14 protein-coding genes are annotated in these 21,917 nt (G+C 42.4%); 7 read left to right on the top strand and 7 right to left on the bottom strand.

The annotated features are described in order from the left end of the window. The first annotated feature begins 142 nt into the window (after positions 1-142). Both Q0895_RS07950 and Q0895_RS07945 read left to right on the top strand, forming a co-directional pair. Positions 143-5,458, top strand: a complete 5,316-nt coding sequence (locus Q0895_RS07950; protein ID WP_299187451.1) for a hypothetical protein — start codon at positions 143-145, stop codon at positions 5,456-5,458. Between the two features lie 114 nt (positions 5,459-5,572). Further along, positions 5,573-6,502, top strand: coding sequence for a hypothetical protein (locus Q0895_RS07945; RefSeq protein ID WP_299187449.1), 930 nt, complete (start codon positions 5,573-5,575; stop codon positions 6,500-6,502). Between the two features lie 127 nt (positions 6,503-6,629). On the opposite strand, the gene Q0895_RS07940 is transcribed toward Q0895_RS07945, so the two are convergent. The 4 genes from Q0895_RS07940 to glpK all read right to left on the bottom strand — a co-directional run bounded on the left by Q0895_RS07940 (position 6,630) and on the right by glpK (position 11,434). Beyond that, positions 6,630-7,322: a TetR/AcrR family transcriptional regulator gene (locus Q0895_RS07940; protein ID WP_058368580.1), complete on the bottom strand. Its 693-nt coding sequence runs from the start codon at positions 7,320-7,322 to the stop codon at positions 6,630-6,632. A gap of 220 nt (positions 7,323-7,542) precedes the next feature. Continuing rightward, positions 7,543-8,571, bottom strand: coding sequence for an endonuclease/exonuclease/phosphatase family protein (locus tag Q0895_RS07935; RefSeq protein ID WP_299187447.1), 1,029 nt, complete (start codon positions 8,569-8,571; stop codon positions 7,543-7,545). A 351-nt stretch (positions 8,572-8,922) separates the two neighbouring features. Next, entirely contained in the window at positions 8,923-9,393 is a 471-nt protein-coding gene (locus Q0895_RS07930) for a hypothetical protein (protein WP_299187708.1), read from the bottom strand. A 460-nt stretch (positions 9,394-9,853) separates the two neighbouring features. Next, on the bottom strand, positions 9,854-11,434 hold the full coding sequence (glpK, locus tag Q0895_RS07925) for a glycerol kinase GlpK (protein ID WP_299187446.1): 1,581 nt from the start codon (positions 11,432-11,434) through the stop codon (positions 9,854-9,856). 394 nt (positions 11,435-11,828) lie between these two features. Here glpK and Q0895_RS07920 point away from each other — a divergent pair, with 394 nt between their 5' ends. From Q0895_RS07920 to Q0895_RS07900, 5 genes are all read left to right on the top strand, one after another. After that, positions 11,829-13,448 (top strand): TolC family protein, encoded by a 1,620-nt coding sequence (locus Q0895_RS07920; RefSeq protein WP_299187444.1) that lies wholly within the window; start codon positions 11,829-11,831, stop codon positions 13,446-13,448. Positions 13,449-13,654: 206 nt separating this feature from the next. Beyond that, the gene (locus Q0895_RS07915) at positions 13,655-14,536 is read left to right on the top strand and encodes a YihY/virulence factor BrkB family protein (RefSeq protein ID WP_299187442.1); all 882 of its coding nucleotides are present in this window, start codon (positions 13,655-13,657) and stop codon (positions 14,534-14,536) included. A 41-nt stretch (positions 14,537-14,577) separates the two neighbouring features. Next, entirely contained in the window at positions 14,578-15,732 is a 1,155-nt protein-coding gene (locus tag Q0895_RS07910; RefSeq protein ID WP_299187440.1) for an efflux RND transporter periplasmic adaptor subunit, read from the top strand. A 3-nt stretch (positions 15,733-15,735) separates the two neighbouring features. Then, positions 15,736-17,004 (top strand): ABC transporter permease, encoded by a 1,269-nt coding sequence (locus tag Q0895_RS07905; RefSeq protein WP_299187438.1) that lies wholly within the window; start codon positions 15,736-15,738, stop codon positions 17,002-17,004. Continuing rightward, positions 17,004-18,209, top strand: a complete 1,206-nt coding sequence (locus Q0895_RS07900; protein ID WP_299187435.1) for an ABC transporter permease — start codon at positions 17,004-17,006, stop codon at positions 18,207-18,209. Before Q0895_RS07905 ends, Q0895_RS07900 begins: the two co-directional genes overlap by 1 nt. Before the next feature lie 138 nt (positions 18,210-18,347). On the opposite strand, the gene sthA is transcribed toward Q0895_RS07900, so the two are convergent. The 3 genes from sthA to Q0895_RS07885 form a co-directional block, all read right to left on the bottom strand. Next, positions 18,348-19,997, bottom strand: a complete 1,650-nt coding sequence (gene sthA, locus Q0895_RS07895; protein ID WP_058368572.1) for a Si-specific NAD(P)(+) transhydrogenase — start codon at positions 19,995-19,997, stop codon at positions 18,348-18,350. A gap of 107 nt (positions 19,998-20,104) precedes the next feature. Beyond that, a complete protein-coding gene (locus Q0895_RS07890; RefSeq protein ID WP_058368571.1) occupies positions 20,105-20,515 on the bottom strand; it encodes a DUF4377 domain-containing protein in 411 nt (136 codons plus the stop codon). A gap of 94 nt (positions 20,516-20,609) precedes the next feature. Continuing rightward, positions 20,610-21,473 carry a pyruvate, water dikinase regulatory protein gene (locus Q0895_RS07885; RefSeq protein WP_143505638.1) on the bottom strand — a complete coding sequence of 288 codons (864 nt, stop codon included), beginning with the start codon at positions 21,471-21,473 and terminating at the stop codon, positions 20,610-20,612. Between the last annotated feature and the right edge of the window lie 444 nt (positions 21,474-21,917).

The raw sequence follows: 21,917 nt of genomic DNA, 5'->3' as shown, positions 1-21,917 counted from the left end.
GTGTAAATTACTTGTTTTTCTCTACCGTTATCTGTGACTAAGGTTATAGATAACACAAAAGCTGTCTTTGCTTAGATCGTTATAGTTATAAAAGTAAGCAAAGACAGTCCCTTTTTTGGATTTGATTGGATAACCACGTAATATGACATTTCATTGTAAATCTCAGTCTACTCGTCTATCAGCTAAAGCAGCCAAGTTATCTGCATTAACTGCGGCTATACTGTTTATGCAATCAAATTCCGCTACAGCAGCTACGTCTGATTTACTTAGCATCATTGATAATATCGCTAAGGCAAGCTATAACGTTAACAACCAAACTGGTGTGACGTTGAGCTCTGAATCAAATAAAGTTCGAGTTAAAGCTTCAGACTTACCTGAATATGGTATCAACTTAAGTAAGTCACTTCTAAAAACTGTAGCACCAGGCGATACTGCCAGTTGGGTAAACGTACTTACAAGCAACAGTTACAATACTCAAACTGTCGATCTAACGCTGAAAGTACCTGATACTTTATCTAATATAAAAATCTATCAGGACTTAAATAATAACGGCATCGTTGATGGTGAGGATCAGCAACTTTTACTAGATAATCTAACAGCTCAAATTAAACTAGGACAAGGTGAAAGTATTCAGCTAATCGTCCAAGCATTAACAGATGCCAATGCAACAGACGGTGAAACCATTGATATCAAGCTTGGTGCAACTGTCGTCGAAGATCCGTCAATAAAAGCCGTAACAGAGACTGACAGCCTAGTCATCGTTAAGTCAGATATTGGTTTTAAAAACAAATCCTTTGACAGTGATCAACCCTCATTGCAAATTGGCAATGACGTTTATGTCGAAGCCAGCTATGCACAGTGTAACGTACAATCCGACAAACCAGATCAAATTTGGGTCACCATCACTTCTCCTGCAACTGGTGACACCTACTCTCTTAAAGCTATCGAAACCGGTGACAACACGGGTAAGTACCGTTTGTCAGCACCAACGCAAAATAATGCCAATGCAATCAATGACAATATCATCCAAACATTAAAGGGCGATACGCTACAAGCCAAAATGGTTGCCTGTATTGATAAAGAAGTTGGATTAGACGAGCAGCCTAATGGGGCTAATTTTAGGTATATTGATGAGCAAATCAGTAGCGAGATTGCTATCACCAATGAATCTCCTAACTTGCAAGTGACCAAAGAAGCTGATGTCAAAACTGCTGAGATTGGTGACTATGTCAATTATAGTATCACTGTCAAGAATGATGGGGCGGCAACTGCTTACGATGTCCAATTAAAAGATGCTTTACCGCGTGGCTTTGATTATGTAACTGGTAGCCTACGTGTTGACAAGGCTCAAACCACTGAGTTTAAAACCGCTGGTAAATACCAAGTTTTGGGTCTCGGCGACATGGCGATTGGTGAGAGCAAAAATATTAATTATCGCGTGTTGATTGGCTCATCAGCGTTAGGCGGTGACGGTATCAACCGCGCGACTGCTCATGGCCGTGATGAAAATAACAACACATTGGCGTCGTTGGAGGCGCAGTGGCCTATCGATGTCAGCCGCGGTGTCATGAATACCGATGGTATCATCATTGGTAAAATATATCATGACATCAACCGCGACGGTATTCAGCAAAAAGAAGATGGCGAGTTAGGTATCGCTGGTGTCCGCATTTATATGGAGAACGGTAACTACATCGTCACAGATCCTGAAGGTAAATATAACTTCTATGGTGTCAGTGCCAAGACTCATGTACTAAAAGTCGATCGCACGACTCTACCTGTGGGTACCGAGCTCATTGCTCAAAGCAACCGTAACGCAGGCGATGCGGGCAGCCGTTTTGTCGACCTAAAATATGGCGAGATGCATCGTGCGGATTTTGCGCTAGTAGGCGGCATGGGCGATAGTACTGAGCGCCTAAACCAAGAGCTTGTCACACGTAGCAAAAGTATCAGTGCCAAGAATGATGCGCTAGAGCAAGCGGTCAAGAGCGAGCTAACTTTGGAGCCTGACTACGACCTTGACAACGATGATAATGTCGATGCTAGTGGCTGTAAGTCCAACGACGAGCTAGACCGTGGTATTCAATGTGACTCAGCAATCGTTGCGGATATGGTCAATCCTATTGATGAGCGTACTACGCTAACGGTCAATACCATCGCACCACCCAAACAAAAAGAGCTTGAAGAATACTTAAAAAAGGTGGCTGATAACGAGGTTGCTTTTATTAATTTGAGCGCAGGACAACAGCTAAATTCGTACAAGCAGTTGGTTCAAGTTCAAGCACCGCTAGGTTCGAGCTTTACTTTGTATGCTAATGGCAAAGCGGTATCAGAAGAGAAGATCGGTAAAACAGCAGAACAAGCGAATCAAAGCGTTACCGCCTTTGATTATTATGCTGTCGATTTTAAGCGCGGTAGCAATACTTTACGCGGTGTCGCAACTGACGTCACAGGTAAAGTTATTTCAGAGCAAACTATCGAGGTTATTGCACCCGATAGCTTGCAAGCGATTAATTATCGCACTCAAGAGCGTTTGATTGAAGCTGATGGTGTGAGCGAATACCAAGTCGTCATTAGTCTAAAAGATCGTGACAACCGTCCTTATACTCCATCGACCCCTATTACCATCGATACCAATATTGGCCGTATCAATCTTAAAGACAGTAATAAAGATCAAGCCGGTACACAGTTTAGCGTCTCAGGAGGCGAGCTGTTGATTCCAGTGATTGCACCAAACGCTCCTGGTAAAGGTGAGCTAATTATTGATACTGGTAGCAGTAAGCAGGTGATTCCGCTACAGTTTACAGCCAAGCTACGCCCACTTATCGCGGTGGGGATTGTAGAAGGCGCTATATCATTAAAAGATTTCGATAGCGGCAACATCACAGATGCTCAAGGCGCATTTGAGCAAGAGTTGCATGAGTTTGCAGGTAGTGATGACTATTCAGCGTCTGGTCGTGCAGCGATGTTTTTGAAGGGTAAAGTACGCGGTGATTATCTGTTAACCCTAGCCTATGATAGCGACAAAAAAGGCGAACGTCTGTTTCGTGATATCGAGCCTGGTGAATACTATCCAGTCTACGGCGATTCATCAGCCAAGGGTTTTGATGCTCAGTCTACTAGTAAGCTATATATTCGCCTAGATAAAGGCCGTTCATTTGCTATGTACGGTGATCTAAAGACTCAGATCGACAATGATGAGGGCATCAAACTGGGTAAATACAGTCGCACCTTAACAGGTATCAAAGCCCAATTTGAGGATGAAGATAGTCGCCTTACTACTTTCGTCGCTGAAACCAGTTCATCACAACGTGTCAACGAAACGCGTGGTCTCGGTATTTCAGGCCCTTATCCACTCGCGGGCGACTTTGACGCGGTACTTGAAAACTCTGAAACCATCGAAGTCATTACTCGCGATGCCAACAATCCTGGTCTTATCGTAAGCCGTGAAACCTTAACTCGCTTTGCTGACTATGAGATTGACCCTATTAGTCGCAGCTTATATCTCAAAGCCCCTATTGCCAGTCAAGATATCGACGGCAATCCTATTTACCTACGTGTCACTGTTGAAGTAGATGAAGGCGGCGAAAACTATTGGGTTGGCGGTGTGGCGGGCAAACAGCAATTAACCAACAAAATCTCTGTTGGTGGTAGCTATATCAATAGCGATGATCCACTAAACAAAGAAGAGCTTGCCAGCATTAATAGTGTTGTTAAGTTCAACGATAAGCTAAAGCTGGTGGCAGAGTATGCCAAAAGCAAAGCGAGTAATCCTAACTACGAGCCTAGTAATCAGATCAATGCAACAGAGCTTGAAGAAGGCGATGACACTGATGGTGACGCTCTACGTATCGAGCTAAACTACGATGATAAAAACCGCACTCGCGCTAAAGCTTACTACAATAAAGCCGACGAAGGCTTTGTGACTGGTGCCTCTCCCCTAACTGCTGGACGTACTGAAACTGGGATAGAAGCTAGTCACAAGTTTAAAAATAAGAAAACTGCGCTAAAGTTTGAAGGCATACGTACTAAAGACCATACCACCAATGCCAGTCGCGAAGGCATACAGGCTAGTGTTGAGCAGCGCTTAAGCCAAAACATCGTTGGTGAGATTGGACTACGTTATTATAAACAAGAAGCGACTGCTGCTTCGCGTAATACGCAGGCTGCAACTGATGTCATAGACACTGATATCGTAGATGAAGATGAGAATCCAATATTTAATGACAGTCTGATTAATCAGTCAGCACTCAACGGTGTCAATACTCTAGAAAAAGATATCGAAGGCATGACTGCTCGCGCTCGCGTTACTGCGCGTCTGCCTAAGCTTAATAAAGCCTTGGTATTTGCTGAATATGAGCAAGATGTTGAGCACAGTGCACGCAACGCAACGTCTATTGGCGGTGAAACTCCATTGGGTAATTTGGGTCGACTATACGCACGTCATGATCTAATCAATAGCTTGTCAGGTAGTTATGGTCTTGATGATACTGATGAGCGTCAGCGTACTGTCGTTGGTTTTGATGCTACTTATATGAAAGATGGTAAAGTCTATAGTGAATACCGTGCCCGTGATGCCATTAGCGCACGTGAAGCCGAAGCTGCTATTGGCCTAAAAAACAAATGGTATGTTCAAGAAGGTCTAACATTAAATACCTTATTAGAGCGTGTCGAGTCACTTGAAGGGGAAGCAGACAGTAATGCAACTGCTGTTGGTTTCGGTGTTGAATACTTGGCTCAAGAAGATTACAAGGCATCAGGCCGTCTAGAAAAGCGCTGGGGCGAAACTAGTGACACATTGCTTGGTAGCGCAGGTATTGCCTATCGCTATAACGATGAGGTCACTTTACTGGCAAAAGACATTTATTCACGTGTCGATTATAATGATGGTCATCGTACCATTAACCGCTTCCAGCTTGGTGCAGCATATCGTGACTATGATAGCAATCAGTTAGATATGCTCGCAAAGCTTGAGTATCGTTTAGACGATAACAATACAGGCACGGACCCCTATCAAAAAGATTCGCTAATATGGTCATGGAGTGGTAACTACCATCCAACACGTCCATTAACGCTATCTGGACATTATGCTGGTAAGTATAATCAATACGAAGCAGATAACCTTGAGAGCGACAACACCGCACATGCAGCTTATGTACGTAGTCTATATGATATCAGTGAGCGCTGGGACATTGGCGTACAAGCGGGTACTTATTGGAACGATCAAGCCAATGATATGGCTTATATGTTAGGGGCAGAAGTTGGTTATAGTCCAATGACCAACCTATGGTTGTCGCTTGGTTATAATTTCATGGGTTTTGAAGATGAAGATATCGCTTATGATGACAGCACTCAAGAGGGCGCATATTTTAGACTACGCTTTAAGTTTGATGAAGACTTATTTAAACGCAACGACCCTCGTAAAAACAAACGCATAAGTGCTGAACCTGAGACCTAAAGCACCTATTATTGAGGGTATATTTGTTTAATAAAACCGTCTCATATATAACGATATCTTGTACAATTTACATGCTAGCTCATAGATGAGTGACCATACAACAAGGGTTGCATTATGCTAAATACTTCAAACGTTTTGACGATAGTATCTGTCTATAAGCTTTGCACACGTACTGCACTGTCTGCAGTAATGCTAGTAGCATCCTTACCTTTAGCACAGGCTGCAGATAATAACCGTAACAAAAACCTAGCTCATGATACTACTAGTACAGTCAGCTATTGTTATGATGATAAAGTCGCACAAAATGCTCACGCAAACTCTCAGCAGTCTGAGCAGCAAACTATCGACTGTATGCTAACCGAGCTTGCTGCTTACCAACAAAACTCCCTAACCACACGTCAGCAATATTTTGCTTATAAAGCCCAAGCTTGGCTCAACTACGCCTCTTATGAGAACAGTATTAAAAGCCACTCATCTGCTGGCAGTCACGCATTAAAAGCTGCCGCTACTATTTTACAAAAGCTACAAAGTAATGCTGATAAAGATTTGAGTTTAACAACTGATATTCCATCGACGTCTGCATTGATGAGACCTGACCTATGGGCAACAATAAGCGCTCTAAAAGGTAGCACTTTAAACAACAGTAATAGTGAGATCATTGCCCCACGTGAGTTGGCATTTAGTGAGGTTGCTCTCATTTGGGCAGCAGCTGATCAGTGTGCTCATGACAGACATCAGTCCGGTACGCATTTTCGAATGGCTGAACGTTGGTTAGAGCAGGCACGTGAAGCCTATGTTAATGCTCATGATTCAAAGACCAACGTAGCACTCGAAAACTCGATCGTTGATTACTATAAGCGATATGTACCATTAGATCCGCAAGATGATAGTTGTCGTGGTCACTCCCTACCTCTGATATCCAATACTACAAACAGTAATGACGTCAAAAAGTCGCCGTTGGCTCCATCTATAACATTAAACATGACTATGCCAACTGCAAAATATAATATTGGTCACGAGACCATAAAACATCTCATTAACTAAATCATAGCTCTATAAAACAAAAAAGCCGACATGACGTCAGCTTATTGGTAGTGATTACTTCATTATCTATTCATAGTAGACGGTAACCTCTATGATTATCTGAAGCTCAAATTAGCACAACCGAGACTTAACGGTTTTTGCGCGGTAGCTTCTCTGGCAAGTAGCAACGCAGATAAGCAATAGATGCGGTGGTCGCTTCTTGCAGATAGTTATCTGTAATACGCTCATGACGACGATACGATAAAGTAAATATACCATTGATGATACTATAAGTTACTAACAATGTGTCTTGTATGTCTTCAAATTTTGGCATCTCATAGCGCTCTGATAAACGCTTATAGACGAGCTCGACAATTTGATGATCTATATCTTCACCAAAACCATCGCCTTCAAAATCTGGCGTATTGGTATCATAAATCAGTTTGGCTTTGGTCTGATCTTCATGAAAGATACTTACGCAGCGCTGGATAAGAGCCGTCAAGTAACCCTGCCACCTATCGTAATCCACTGTCTCGACGGTCGTTAATATTTCTAAAATCTCGATTGCATTTAAAAAACGCAATGCCAAAAATATCGCTTCAATGTTTGGGAAAAAATGATAAGCAGAAGCTCGCGGAATACCGGCTTCTTCACACACATCAGCTAAGCTAATATCGTTAATAGAGCGAGTTTCACTCAGTTTTTTTGCACCCATTAACAGTTTTTGACGGCGTACTCGTCCTTGCTGACTTGTGAACTTAAACTTGTTTGGTACCAACTTCTTAGCCAATTCTGAATCGACCAAAATGTCTTCTATTTTGTCGTCTTTATGATCACTCATTATGAACCTCTTGTTATTACGCCCTATTATGTATAAATATGATCTTCATCGAATGACATTAACATTAAACCAGCATACTAATGTCAATTTAGTAGTAAGTATTATTGCTACTAAACTCAATGAGGGAGCATCATAAACACTTGCACATTATCAAACAAGGGGCGTGAATGGATTAGATGATAATGTACCCATTGATAATTTGACTCGTTATATTGTACGGTTAATCGTAAAGTCTTATTTTTGCTCGGACAATGCCATGATCGATAACTCTGTCAGCATAATCCCACTTCAAATGATCATTAAAATAATCCACGCGTTCCACATGACCTAACGAAAATTTACTATCAGGCAAAAATTCTTCTGAAACGAATAATTGATCAATAACCTCTGGCATGCCCTGATGGATATGTGTATAAGCAACATCTTTCATCCAGCCATAACGAGCTTGAATACGAGCTGCATCGAATAACGCTATGTCACGCATACTTTTATCATAGTTCACTTCTCCTGTCTCAGCCATTAATTGCGTAGTTACACTTCCAGTGACATCATTCATATCCCCTAATAATATCAATGGCTCGCGAGTGTGTTGGAGCCGCTGAATAATAGACATACGTATCGATGCAGCTTCTGCCGCTCGCATACATAAACTGCGTAACTTAGCGCGCACACGGATATTAGGATCATCCATATCTTCTAACAAATTACCAGACTCATCTCTTAAAAAGTAAGCCCGTTTACTTTTAAGATGAGCCGTGATTATCGTTATTGGTTGACCATGCACATCAGCCCGTAATAATAATGGTGGACGATTGAATTGAAGATAAGGTCCAACATCAGGAACATTGATGATAGCTTCAGGCACTATGTCTTTTAATAACGTGCTTTCTAATGGAGCAAAACGGCTAATAAAACCAACAGCTGGCGTCTTTTGTGCGCCGTGGCCTTGCGTATACTTGCTAGTACTATCATTGCTAGCAAGCGGAATAATTACATGCTCAGCTTTAAAACCTAATGAGACTGCCAACGCTTCTAATGCCTCACTATCCCATACTTCTTGTACTGCAATAATGTCTGCATGAGCTTTAGTAAGCAATCCAGTTATTCCTTGTAACTTATCTAGGTAGCTCTTTTGATTGTAAGCGGGTGCATTATCATAATAGATCCGATTTGGATTGGCAAAATTGAGTAAGTTGGCAGTAGCTATATAGAATTGTTTTCGCTCATCGTTGCTTGTATGACGATCCATAAATTACCTATTATTATTTTTATATGGTTTTAAAATGATTATTTGAAATATTATATTTTATTTTAATATATTATTCTTCAAATTTACCGGTTTTGAATACAAACAAAAAAGCCTCCAAAGTTGCCTTTGGAAGCTTCAACATAGCACAAATTACATTAGTTGGGTATATCCGTTATACTGCATATACATTTGTTACCTTGTAATTCACAAACCAGCAAGTTTCTATACATGATAGTCAACACAATTTACTAATTAGTAATAGTACTGTATCTAATGATGCGATTTACAAACGAAGTAAGCCGCATCTACATAAAAACTGCTAAACACAATCTATTTTATAGACCACAAAAATTAGCTGACTCGGTTCCATGCATCGCGTGATGCATGACGCGCCTCATCCCATGCTAAGCGTGAATCACCTTTTACCTCTTCCCATGAACGCTTTAGGTCATTTTCATGATCTTCAAAACGTGCATCAGCAGGATAACGCGCTCTGTTGGCATAACCTACCGCATAGGCTGGATGTAAATCACGGTCAAAATCATGACCTTGCTGATAATAGCTAGTATTGGCGTGTTCTGCGCGCCAGTAAGCCTCTTCACGTGTTGGGTCAATAGCTTCTGCTGCTGCATGTCCTGCTCCGCCGCCAACAACAGCACCAATCGCACCACCAATTAAAGTACCGAGCGGTCCTGCCATCGTACCAATTGCTGCGCCTGCTGCTGCTCCGCCAACACCGCCAACACCTGTACCAACTGGATGAGAACCTGGCTCGCCAGTAATAGGATCGGCATTAAGATCTTCTTTTGACTCTTTAGACATATGTTTAACTTCATCACGATCAATATTGTCATGATCTTCGATGACTCTATCATCTACGACACGATCAGAGTTATCTACCACACGATCAGAACCTGCCATTCTGCGAGCATTGTCATCTATGATACGCTCTTTGTCGCCACCAACGAGATTATCATTGGTTATAACACGATCATTCGGGTCTATTACTCGATCATTGATAAGATCATTGTCACGGTTACTCATAATTTCATCCTTAAATTGATTATTATTTACTTATTAATTATAAATTTGGATTAAGTTAAGTGCTTAATTAATCACTGTTAAAGTATAAAAAACTATCGACACTTATCGATAGAACGTTTATGTAAAGTATGTCGAGGTCATGATGACCTTACGTTACAAGATGTATAGTTATAACTTGACTATATAAACACGTGCTAAAAATAGTAATTAAGAACATCGTCATATGTCTATGTATCTCTCAAACTTCCATTAATGCCTTAGTAATAACTCGCTGCCATTTATCAATGTGCTGTGCCCGTCTCTCAGATAGCATATTGGGTTCAAAGACACGGTCGACTTGCCATGACTCTTTTATAGTTTGCTCGTCATACAGACCATTTTTTAGACCAGCTAATAGAGCTGCTCCTTTAGCAGTGATTTCAGTATCTTTGGGACGTAAGACAGGAACATTGAGTAAATCGGCTTGAAACTGCATGAGCAAATCATTGTTTGCCGCACCGCCATCGACTCGTAGTTCTGTTAATGGATGCGGACTGTCTTTTTGCATAGCGATAAGCACATCATAAGTTTGAAAGGCAATCGCTTCGAGAGCAGCACGAGCGATATGGGCTTTGGTAGTACCGCGGCTCATACCACTGATGCTAGCATGTATATCAGAGCGCCAGTAAGGTGTGCCAAGCCCAGTAAAGGCTGGAAGTAATACGACAGCTTCGCTACTGTCTACTTGCCGCGCTAAATCTTCAACATCGCAGCTTTGTTTAATCATACCTAAATTATCACGCAGCCACTGTACGATAGCCCCTGCCATAAAAACACTACCTTCTAACGCATAAGTAACTTCACGTCCAAAAAAGGAGGTGGGAGCTTGTATCATGCGTTTACCAGATTGCACTATTTCACTGATAGTTAAGTTATCGACACGATTTATGGGTGCTTTACGTTGCCAAGCTATCGTAGTTAGGAGTTGATGCTCACTAAGTTTGGGGGTTTGACCAATATTCATCAGCATAAAACAACCAGTGCCATAAGTGTTTTTGGCCATACCAGGCTTAAGACAACCTTGCCCAAACAACGCTGCCTGCTGATCTCCTAGTACCGCATGAATAGGAATTTGCTTGGCAAACAAGCCTTTTTTAGTCTTGCCAAACTCTCCGTCTGACGGCAGTACTCTTGGCAATATATTCATTGGAATATTAAAGCGCGCGCACAGATCTTCTGACCATGCCAGCTTATGAATATCATACAACAGGGTACGACAAGCATTGGTGATATCGATGACGTGCTCGCCACCAGTCAGCTGATAAATCAACCAGCTATCAATAGTACCTACTGCCAACTGACCACTTGCAGCACGCACTTTAATCTTAGGGTTGTGTTCAAGCAGCCAAGCAATCTTACTGGCACTAAAATAAGCGTCTAGTCGTAAACCAGTAATCTGTTGAATTTGCGTTGTCACATTATCAGTACTATCACGGGCCAAGTTTTCACAATAGCTTGCTGTGCGCCTATCTTGCCAAATAATCGCTGGAGCAAGCGGTGTACCTGTCTGTCTATCCCAAACGACGATAGATTCGCGCTGGTTGGTAATAGCAATACTAGTCACATCAGTTGCCAACAACCCTGCTTGATTAATGACATCGTGCGCACAGCTAATTTGAGTTTGCCAGATTTGCCGCGCATCTTGCTCTACATAGCCAGCTTTTGGCGTTTGTAATGTGGTGGGCTGCTGGGCAATCTCGATAGGACGCGCATGATCATCATATAAAATCGCACGGCTTGATGTTGTTCCTTGATCCAATGCCAATATATATCCTGCCATATTTCCCCCTCAACCTTATCAAACAATACTGTTGGCTCTACCTATTTGATATTAAGACCTTCTATACTAAAACTAGCTATATAGTTGTCTCTTTTTATAATAGGTTCTAAAATAGAACATACACCTACAATTTACAAAATTTATAGCGATATAATATTATATTGTGCCTGCTTCTTGGTACAGATTATATAAAACCTTAACACTGAATGAATGACAAGTAAGTAATAAGCATTGACCTATCACAGTTGTGGCTCTACAGTGTACGCTTTGCTATCCCTATTAAGACTTATACTATAGATGACAATTGATTTAATTGTTTTTTACTTAAGTATTTTGTATGGCAATATCTTAATATACGACGACAATTTGCTTCCTAATTAACGGTTTATACTCCATGAAATTTGCTATCTTATCTCTGCCTAGTGCAGTTGCAACTGTTATGCTAATAGGAATCTCAACTCATACCGCAGCGAACGACCATACTATAAACACGGATATTGACCAAAACCTTATCTCAATGGATACGATTCATGCCGATCCAGTCCACGCGGACTTATCACCGCCATCAAGCGATCCTACTCTAAACACTCTTGTTGACCCTATTACCCATAAAAAAGTCGCTAATAGCTACCCGTTAGACGTGGCTAGCTTTTTGAGTCTTGAGCAAGCACAAGAAATATTATTACAAGTTTCACCTAAACTTGCTGCCAATCAAGCTGCCATTGTAGCCAGCGAATATCAAACCGATGCTCTCAAGACAATAGATAATCCTTTTGTATTCGCGCAGCTATCAGCCAATACCTATAATGTACAAGAAGATATTGACTTATCAACGCTCAAAAACGAGGTGATCAACGGTGTGAATAACGCTGGCGCTAATACTGGCGACGTTATTCCTCCTATACCAGATTTACCAAACTTTGGTGAGATGGTCGGCGATCGCATTCCAGACTCCTATGACTTTAAGCGCTCAGGCTCTACAGCAGGGGCAGGTCTCGGTTTTGCTTGGCCTGTTTATACTGCTGGGCGCACCTCAGCACTCACTGGAGCATCAGATGCCCGTACTCAAGAAGCAGTGGCGGACAGCATACTCGATAAAAATGCGCTTTATAACACGTTGATTGAACGTTACTTCAAGGCGCAACTAGCGATTATTGCCGCTTACTTGCGTGAAGACGCTTACGATACGCTGCAGCAGACCGACCATATGGCCAAACGCTTATATGAAGAAGGTTTTATCTCGCGTGTTGATAGATTGGAGGCGCAATCTGCTCTGGCAGATGCTAAGAGTGAATCAGATAATGCCCATAATGATGCTCGCCTTGCAATGATATCATTACAACGTCTGTTGCGGACAGACTACCGTATTAAGCCAACCACTCCACTGTTTGTGTCCAGTCGTCCTCTACCAGATGTCAGTTACTTTCAAAACTTGGCACTAAAACATCATCCTGGACTACAAAAAGTCGCCGCTAAACGCGTGCAAGCTGAGCAGCTACGTAAGCTATCCGATACTGGTTATAAGCCAACTGTTATGCTATACGGTTATGGACAAGTTGAAAAAGATCCCAGCTGGATTGCAGGTGTGTCGGCCAGTTGGAAGCTGTGGGGCGGGCTCGATAAAGCAGCATCTCTAGCATCAAATGATGCTAAGATACGCCAAGCGGATTTGTCCGAAATCGAAGTCAGTGACAACCTATTATTGCTAGTCGAAAAAAACTGGAACGATGTGAACAATGCTCAGTCGCGCTATCAAGCCCTCCAAAGCAATGTCGACTTAGCCGCAGAGGTATTACGCTTGCGTCGCCTTGGACTGCAAGAAGGTGTGAATACTACTATCGAAGTCGTACAAGCACAAACGCAAGCTCTCAAAGCCCGCACCGAACAAGCGCAGGCTGCAAACGACTACGTACAGGGGCTAGCAGCTCTTATGCAAAGCTGCGGTACGCCACTCGCCTTTAATGCTTATCTAAACGCTGCTGACATTCGCTTGCCTACGCTATATCAACAATAACCATAAAAACACAAAAAAGCGTGCGTAATCGGCTCGTTTTACCTTACCCTATTGTTAAGGATGTCCTATTTAAAAGGTCTGTTTAAAATGCTTGGACTTTAGAGGGTTTAGATGACAAAACCTTGATAGTAATACCTTATTAATAGTAAATACTTGAATATCTTCGCTTTAAATTTGATAAACAATAACAAAGATACGGACACATTATGAAAGACGCGACGACACCTACAACAATATCTCCCACTCAAAAATGGCGGCAATTGCTAATGCAGACATGGAGTGCTGCCAACACGCCAAACGTTTGGGCACACTGCGCCAGTGTGGGATTTTTTGGGTTTTTGTCCATTTTTCCGATTATGGCGGTGTTTGTACTCATCTATAACCTGGTTTTTTCACCCGCTGAGATGCAAGCGCAAATTGCCATGTTAGAGCCGTTTATACCGCCCTCTGTTTATGACATCATTTATGAGCGTTTAGACAGCTTGACGCAGAACACCACTACCCGCTTGTCTTTCGGGCTATTGTTTTCGACAGTTTTAGCTTTATATTCAGGCTCACGCGGTATCAAAAACTTGGTGATTTTGATTAATTTGGCGTTTCATATCACCGAGCGGCGCAGTTTTATCGTCAGTATTATCAGAGCCATTTTATTAACCGTTGCCGCGCTTATCTTGTTTATCGTAGCACTATCAACGATCGCCGCCATTCCTTTATTGGCACAGTTTTTTTCTTTCGGGCAACCGTTTGAGACCATTGTGCTTTGGAGCCGCTGGCCGATACTTGCCATTATTATCTTTTTAAGCTTTTTGGGATTGTATCGTTTTGCGCCCAATCGCGGCGCTGTTCCTATCAAAAGATTGATTCCCGGAGCGGCGTTAGCCACCGTATTATGGATTTTGTTGTCCGGTATTTTTTCCATTTACGTACAAAACTTTAACAACTATAGCGCTACGTTTGGGGCACTCTCAGCCGCCGTAGTGATTATGCTGTGGCTGTATTATTCCGCCTTTATTATCGCGCTTGGGGCGATGTTTAACTATGAGATGACCACACGCCGTGCCTCCGACGCAATTCGTGTGTACTCATAACGCGCTTTTTTTAATCGTAATATTTTAGGACGCTTATTGTCATGCCCGACCCTTATAATGCCCCTGATAATTTAAATAACGCTAATGATGTAAATAATGCCAAAACCGATGTGCAAACCTCGCAGGATACCACTACTGTTCCTGAGTATCATAAACAAAGTAACGCCAATAAAACCTTAAAAAAAATCATCATCGCGTTTATTGTTATTATTGTGCTGGGCTTCATCGGCTATGGTCTGATAATAAGTAATGAGCATAGCGCGCCCAATACGGTGACTTTTCAGGGGCAAATGCAGATGCAGCAAACGTCCATCGCAACAAAGGTGCCGGGACGTATCGCACAGATTTTGGTCACAGAAGGCGATAAAGTTGAAGTCGGTCAGCAACTGATTGAGATGGACTCACCTGAAATCAACGCAAAGATTGCTCAAGCTCGTGCTGGTAAGCAAATGGCACAAAGTCAATTGGATAAAGCAGAAAACGGTGCGCGCCCGCAAGAGATCGCGCAAGCAAAAGCCGCTTGGCAAGCCAATAAAGCCGCTTCTGATTTGGCACAAAACACCTACCAACGTGTCAATCGTCTTTATGAAGAAGGACTTATGGCAAGGCAGAAGCGTGATGAAGCCTATGCGCAGTTTTTGGCTACGCAAGACCAAACTGAAGCGGCGCGTTTGCAGTATGACTTGGCATTAGAAGGCGCGCGCAGCGAAGATAAGTCTGCTGCCACCGCACAAGTCGCGCAAGTCGACGCTCAGCTAGATGAAGCGCTGGTCGCAAAAGAAGAAGCCAACCTCAAAAGCCCGATTGCTGGTATTGTGGATGATGTCATCGTCAGCGCAGGTGAAGTCATTGGACAAGGTGTACCAATACTGACTTTGGTCAATACAGACGAGCAGTGGGTCGTGTTAAATGTTACCGAAAACCACTTAAATCAATTTGCTATTGGTCAACAGTTTACGGGTACGATTCCAGCGCTGTCATCTACAGATAAACCCTATAATAAAGAGTTTACAGTTTATGCGACTTCAACACTGTCTGATTTCGCAACTTGGCGACCGACCAATAACGATGATGGCTTTGATGTACGCACTTTTGAAATCAAAGCAAGACCTTCAAACCCAGACAGTCGTATTCGCTCCGGTATGAGTGTCATTGTACAGATTGACCCGACTGATGCTATTCAGGCTCAAGAGTAAACCATGGGTCTGCTAAAAGCATTTGTACGCAGTGCTGCTTATGAGCGGCGGTTCTTAGCCAAAAATCAGTGGGATTTGGCAATGGTGCTATGGATACCCCTAGCAACTGTCTTGCTCGTTTGGTGGATATTTTCGCAAACTCAAATCACAGATCTGCCTATCGGGGTCGTTGATCAAGACAATGGTCCGGTGGCCAATACATTGGTTCGCTATCTAGAAGCCAGTCCTGAGCTAACTGTTCATGAGCAGTACCACTCGCCAGCAGAAGTCGAAGCGGCTATATTGCAACGGGATGTTTATGCAGTCGTCATCATACCTGAGGACTTTTCACGTAATATTTCATCCAGCAAACCAGCACCTGTTGTCTTGCAAGTAAATGCTCAGTATGGCACGCATTCAGGCATCATTCAGACCAGCGTACAAGCAGTCACCGGTACTTTGTCAGCAGGCGTTGAAATACAACGTATGATCAAGCAAGGCATGGCGCCTTCACAAGCAGCGATCAACTACTCTCCTATCGCTATTCAACGTACCAGCCTATTTAATACCATTAATAACTATCAGCAGTTTTTGGCATCGACAGTAATCCCTGCGCTACTGCATATTTTAGCAATGGTGATTGGGGCAACGACAATTGGCCGAGAGCTACGCGATAAGCAGCTTGGACGTTGGTCTCGTTTTATCGATATAGGCACGCCTGACTTAATATTGGCTAATTATAGTGGTCAATATAAAAACAATAATACGGAAAGCTCGAACAACATAAAAAAAGCGAGCTTATCCGTATTATTCGCAGGCTTATTAGGTAAGTATTTTTGGCCCATACTGGCTTATAGTATCTGGTCAGCGTTGGCATTATGGCTAGCCACACCGCAACAAAGCGTGGACACAGTATCGTTGTTAATCACTTATATGAGTCTGGTGTTATTAATAATTCTCTCATTTTGGCTTGGTGCTGTCTTTACACTCGGCTCATTTTCATTACGTATGGGATTATCGGCTACTGGATTCATCTCCGTACCCTCCTACGCATTCGCAGGCGTGACTTACCCTTATATTGCCATTACCGACAGCGCCAAATATTGGGCTGATGCACTACCATTGACGCATTATCTACAGCTGCACATTGCGCAGCTACAAATGCAAGCTCCCCTTACCGTATCACTGCCCATTGTTTATGGCCTACTCTTAGTAACTGTTATTGCGATAATTTTAATGGTCTTTTTGACCAAACGTGCCTTATCGCGTCCTGAGCGCTGGGGAGCACGCTAATGTCAAAATCAACTAAAACCAACGCTGCAGAAACATCTACCTTCCTTACGACATTGCCAGTACCACAGTCGTTTTGGGCAAACTTTATCCAAACATTTAAGGATGTGTTTACTGATAAAGGCGTGCTCTTGATGTTGATTATAGCGCCTATTATTTATGGCTTTTTTTATCCGTGGCCTTATTCATCTGAGGTGGTCAATCATGTACCGGTCGGTATCGTCGATTACGATAACAGTGACTTATCGCGTACGATTGTGCGTTATAGCAGCGCCAGTCCACAGCTAAACACCAAACGCTTTCTTAACGAACAAGCAGCCAAAGAAGCCATTTGGTCAGATCAAATTGCAGGCTACATGATTATTCCAAGCGGACTTGAGCAGCAAGTGCTATCTGGGAAGGAAGCCAGCGTCAGTGTGCTCGGTAATGGTGGTTATTTTTTATTAAATAAAAACGTGCAGATGGGGTTCTTACAAGCGGTTAGTACGGTATCAGCGGGAGTTGAAGTCAAAAAAAACGTGGCTCAAGGGGCTTATGCACCTACTGCTGCGCAAAACACTCAGGCTGTCCCATTACAGATTATGCCTTTGTATAATCAAACTGAGGGCTATGGTGCATATGTAGTACCAGCAGTATCTATTATTATTTTGCAACAGACTCTGTTAATAGCGTCTGCAATGCTGATCAGTACTTGGTATGAACAGCGGCGTCATAGCACCAGTATTCGCGGCTGGCTTGGAAGAATTGTAGCTGTGAGCGTACTTAGCTTCACAGTTGGCTGCTTTTATTATGGCTGGACTTTTGAGCTGCACCATTATCTACGTGGACAAAACATGCTTGGGAGTTTATTATTTTTGATGATTTTTTGTCCGACAGTAGCGACGCTTGGTTGCGTGTTTGGCTTATGGTTTCGCTTGCGTGAACGTAGTATGCAAATATTGATTTTTAGCTCACTACCGATGTTTTTTATGAGTGGTTATCCTTGGCCTGCCAACCAGTTGCCAGAAGTACTACAAATTTTGCGCTGGTTGATACCCACCACCCCTGCGATCAATACTTCAGTACAGCTTAATCAAATGGGCGCCAGTCTCTCGCAAGTCGCTACAGGTTTTTATGCCTTAATTGGCTTATGGCTATTTTACTTTATTTTATTATTGTTTATGCGCAAGCGTACGGATACAAAACCGCCTACTTTGAAAAACACTTAGTTGAAAAATATTTAGTTAGAAAGCTGACTTGTAAAAACGCCTTATAAAACACTGGCTCAAGAAATGACTAGACAAAAAAAGCGCCTGTTAGATGTTTAACAGACGCTTTTATAATAGCAATTAAGTGCACTAAAAAATCTAAAACACTCGGTTGAGTCCATTTAACGCCGCTACCCGATAAGCTTCTGCCATCGTTGGGTAGTTAAACGTCGTATTGACAAAATATTCAAGGGTATTGTTACACTTCATCACAGCCTGTCCAATATGGATAATCTCTGAAGCATGATTGCCGTAGCAATGGATGCCCAAGATTTCAAGCGTCTCACGATGGAACAATATCTTTAATACACCAGAGCGCTCACCAATAATCTGCGCACGTGCCAAGTGCTTAAAGAACGCCTGCCCCACTTCGTAAGGCACTTTTTCATCAGTCAGCTCTTGCTCAGTCTTACCAATACTTGAGATTTCAGGAATGGTATAGATACCAGTTGGCACACTCGATACCGGCTCTGCATCGCTATCACCAACCATAAAGGCTGCCGCACAGCGCCCTTGGTCGTAGGCGGCAGAAGCCAGAGACGGCCAGCCAATCACATCTCCAGCGGCATAAATATTCTTAACGTCTGTACAGTAAGTGTCATCTACTTTGAGCTGACCACGGCCATTGGCCTTTAAACCTATAGCTTCTAAATTTAATCCCTCAGTGTTACCTGAGCGACCATTTGACCAAAGAATGGCATCAGACTTGATTTTTTTACCACTTTTGAGATGCAAAATTACATAATCGTCGTGAGTCTCAAGATGGTCAATTTCTTCATTGCTGCGGATAAGGACACCAAACTGTCTAAAGTCATGCGCGATAGCATCACTAATCTCGCTATCGAGATAGCTTAGTAGCTGGTTTTGGTTATTAATCAAATCAACTTTATAACCAAGACCGGTAAAAATTGAAGCATATTCACAACCGATTACACCTGCGCCATAAATGATGATTTTTTTGACGACATAATCCATTTGCAAAATTTTATCAGAGTCAAAGACACGCGGATGATCAAAATCTAAAATTTCAGGACGATAAGGACGGCTACCAACTGTGATAATCGCCTTATTAAAGGTAACCGTTTCAAAGATGTTTTCATCAGTTTCAATACGCAAGGTATTGGCATCTGCAAAACTTGCCCAACCATGGATAACCTCAATACGGTTACGCTCATAAAAGCGCGTATGGGTATTAACTTGGCTACGTATCACGCGACGAGCATTGGCAAGCACCTTATTCAGTGGTACTTGTTCATATTCAAGCGCCTTGGTAAACATAGGGTCACGGCGAAAATTGATCAAGTTAAATACGGATTGACGCAGCGCTTTACTAGGAATCGTACCAACATGCGTAGAGTTACCACCAACCTGATTACGGGGGTCAACGACAGCTACTCTTTTACCAGACTTAGCAAGCTTCATTGCTGCAGCTTCGCCAGCTGGGCCTGCACCTAGTACGACAGCATCGTATTCAAAGTTATGCTGATCGCTTTTTATACGCTGCGAATCTTTAGTAAAGCCTGATTTGATATCGATACGCGTGTCATCTAGCGGATTGACCAAATCGGGATGATGCATGACATCTTCTGTGACTTGTTCGTGGGTTTGCTCGATTTGTTCTTGTTTGTTTTTTTCTTTGGTCTGCTCAGGAGATGTAGCAGGTGCAGCGCCGCTGTCTTTGTTTGATACTTCGGTCTGTGTGTCACGACCAGTATCGTTAGTTGCATCATCTTTGCGTTTGCTTCCCATGATAACCTCTTTAATTATTTATTTACTTATTTGTCTGTCAGTTTACTCATACCAGTTATGAAGCCATCTATACGTGAATCAATACATTCACGCGTCAGTAGCCAGTACTACGGCGTGCCCACCATACGTTGTGACAAAATATTTTGCAATGTCCAATGTCCATTTAGGCTCTGACGCCCTTCATCAACCTGCGGACGCACGCTGATCACATATTCTGTACCAAGGCTTGGCGTAAAGCCATCGATCCAATCGTAAGGGATTTGAAATACTGAGCCATCTTTATTGGACTTGGCTAGTAGACATTGCATCGGTAATGCTGAGGCGCAGGCCACACGGTTTGGCATAATGGTTAACGTTTGCGCGTCACCTAAGACAATAGTAGGTATATAGCGAGGCTCTGGCACCGGTTCGCGTGCAAAAGGTGACGTTTGACAAGCACTAAGTAACGTGACACTGCTTAATAGACCCAGCAAAAATAAAGAAGATTTTTTAGGTTGATGTTGATGGGATAGACTCATAACACTCTCTATGTGATGATAAATGTATAGCAATACTTATATAAAGTACATTATATGATGATAATAATAGTCGATGATAAACACATATATCAGATTAACCGATGCGGCGTTTTAGGCCAGTCATTTGCAAAATACGGGTAGCAATCTCTTCAACAGACATCTCTGAGACATCAAGACTTTGAATACCTTGTGAAGTATAGATACCTTGTATAGCGCGCTGCTCTTGCTGACACTGCTGATAGCTAGAGTAGCGACTACCTGCGCGGCGCTCTTGACGGATTTTTACTAGACGATCCGTATCAATTAATAAGCCAAACAACTTATCTTTATGCTCTCGCAATGCTTTTGGTAGCTGATTGTCGTATAGATCATCTTCGGTCAGTGGGTAGTTGGCAGCGCGAATACCGAACTGTAAAGCCAAATAAAGTGAGGTTGGCGTCTTACCTGAACGTGATACGCCAATTAATATAATATCTGCCATATTGTAATGACGTGTACGAGCGCCATCATCATTATCTAAAGCAAAATGTACCGCATCGATACGCTCTTTATAAGTCTCAGAGTCAACATTATCGTGAGCGTGACCAGAATGGGCATCTGGCTCTATACCCGTTTCTTCCGCGATACGTCCGATTAGACCTTCATACATATCTAAATTACAGCTATGAGCCGAGTTAATCTTTTCGCGAATCTCAGGACTGACAATCGTATCAAACACTAATGGCAATAATCCATCGCGTTGATAAGCGATGTTGATCTGCGCAACCGCATCCTCAGCACGCTCAATACTATCGACATAGGGCAACACTCGTGTTTCGAATGGTACTGAAGCAAATTGACTCAATATAGAACGACCCAACGTTTCAGCTGTAATGGCGGTACCATCGGAGATAAAAAACGCACTTCTTATCGCCTGGGAGTTGTCCAAACCTAAAGCATGGCGATTTTGAATAGTCATTTTATCTTGCTCAGACAGACTGTTTGAATACATAACTTGAAAACCTTAGTGTAAACCTCAATGGTAAGCTTTAGTCGACTCATTATATTTAATGTGATAATTTTATAATTGAATCGCTAGACAGCATACATCTGATTAGGGGTTATAACATGCATATTTGGACTACTGACTCGTTATGCTAATAGCTCTACTTCTAGCTACTGTAGCAGACGTCATAAGTGTTAAACGTGCTTGTTACTTTATGCCATACATTATACTCATAATAGACACTTAATAGGAATCAAAGTTAGCACAGCGATAAAACCTAGACGATGGGTTTTACTACAATTTTCTGTATGAATTCAGACATAGTAGAGGTTGTATATGTCACATATGCTTATCATTTACAAAAATATTTATCTTGAGTTGGCTGCTTTATATTCGGATAAGTGAGACAATAGTTCG

Source organism: uncultured Psychrobacter sp., from assembly GCF_947495825.1.
Lineage (GTDB): Bacteria > Pseudomonadota > Gammaproteobacteria > Pseudomonadales > Moraxellaceae > Psychrobacter.
This window is presented reverse-complemented; position numbering and strand designations above follow the sequence as displayed.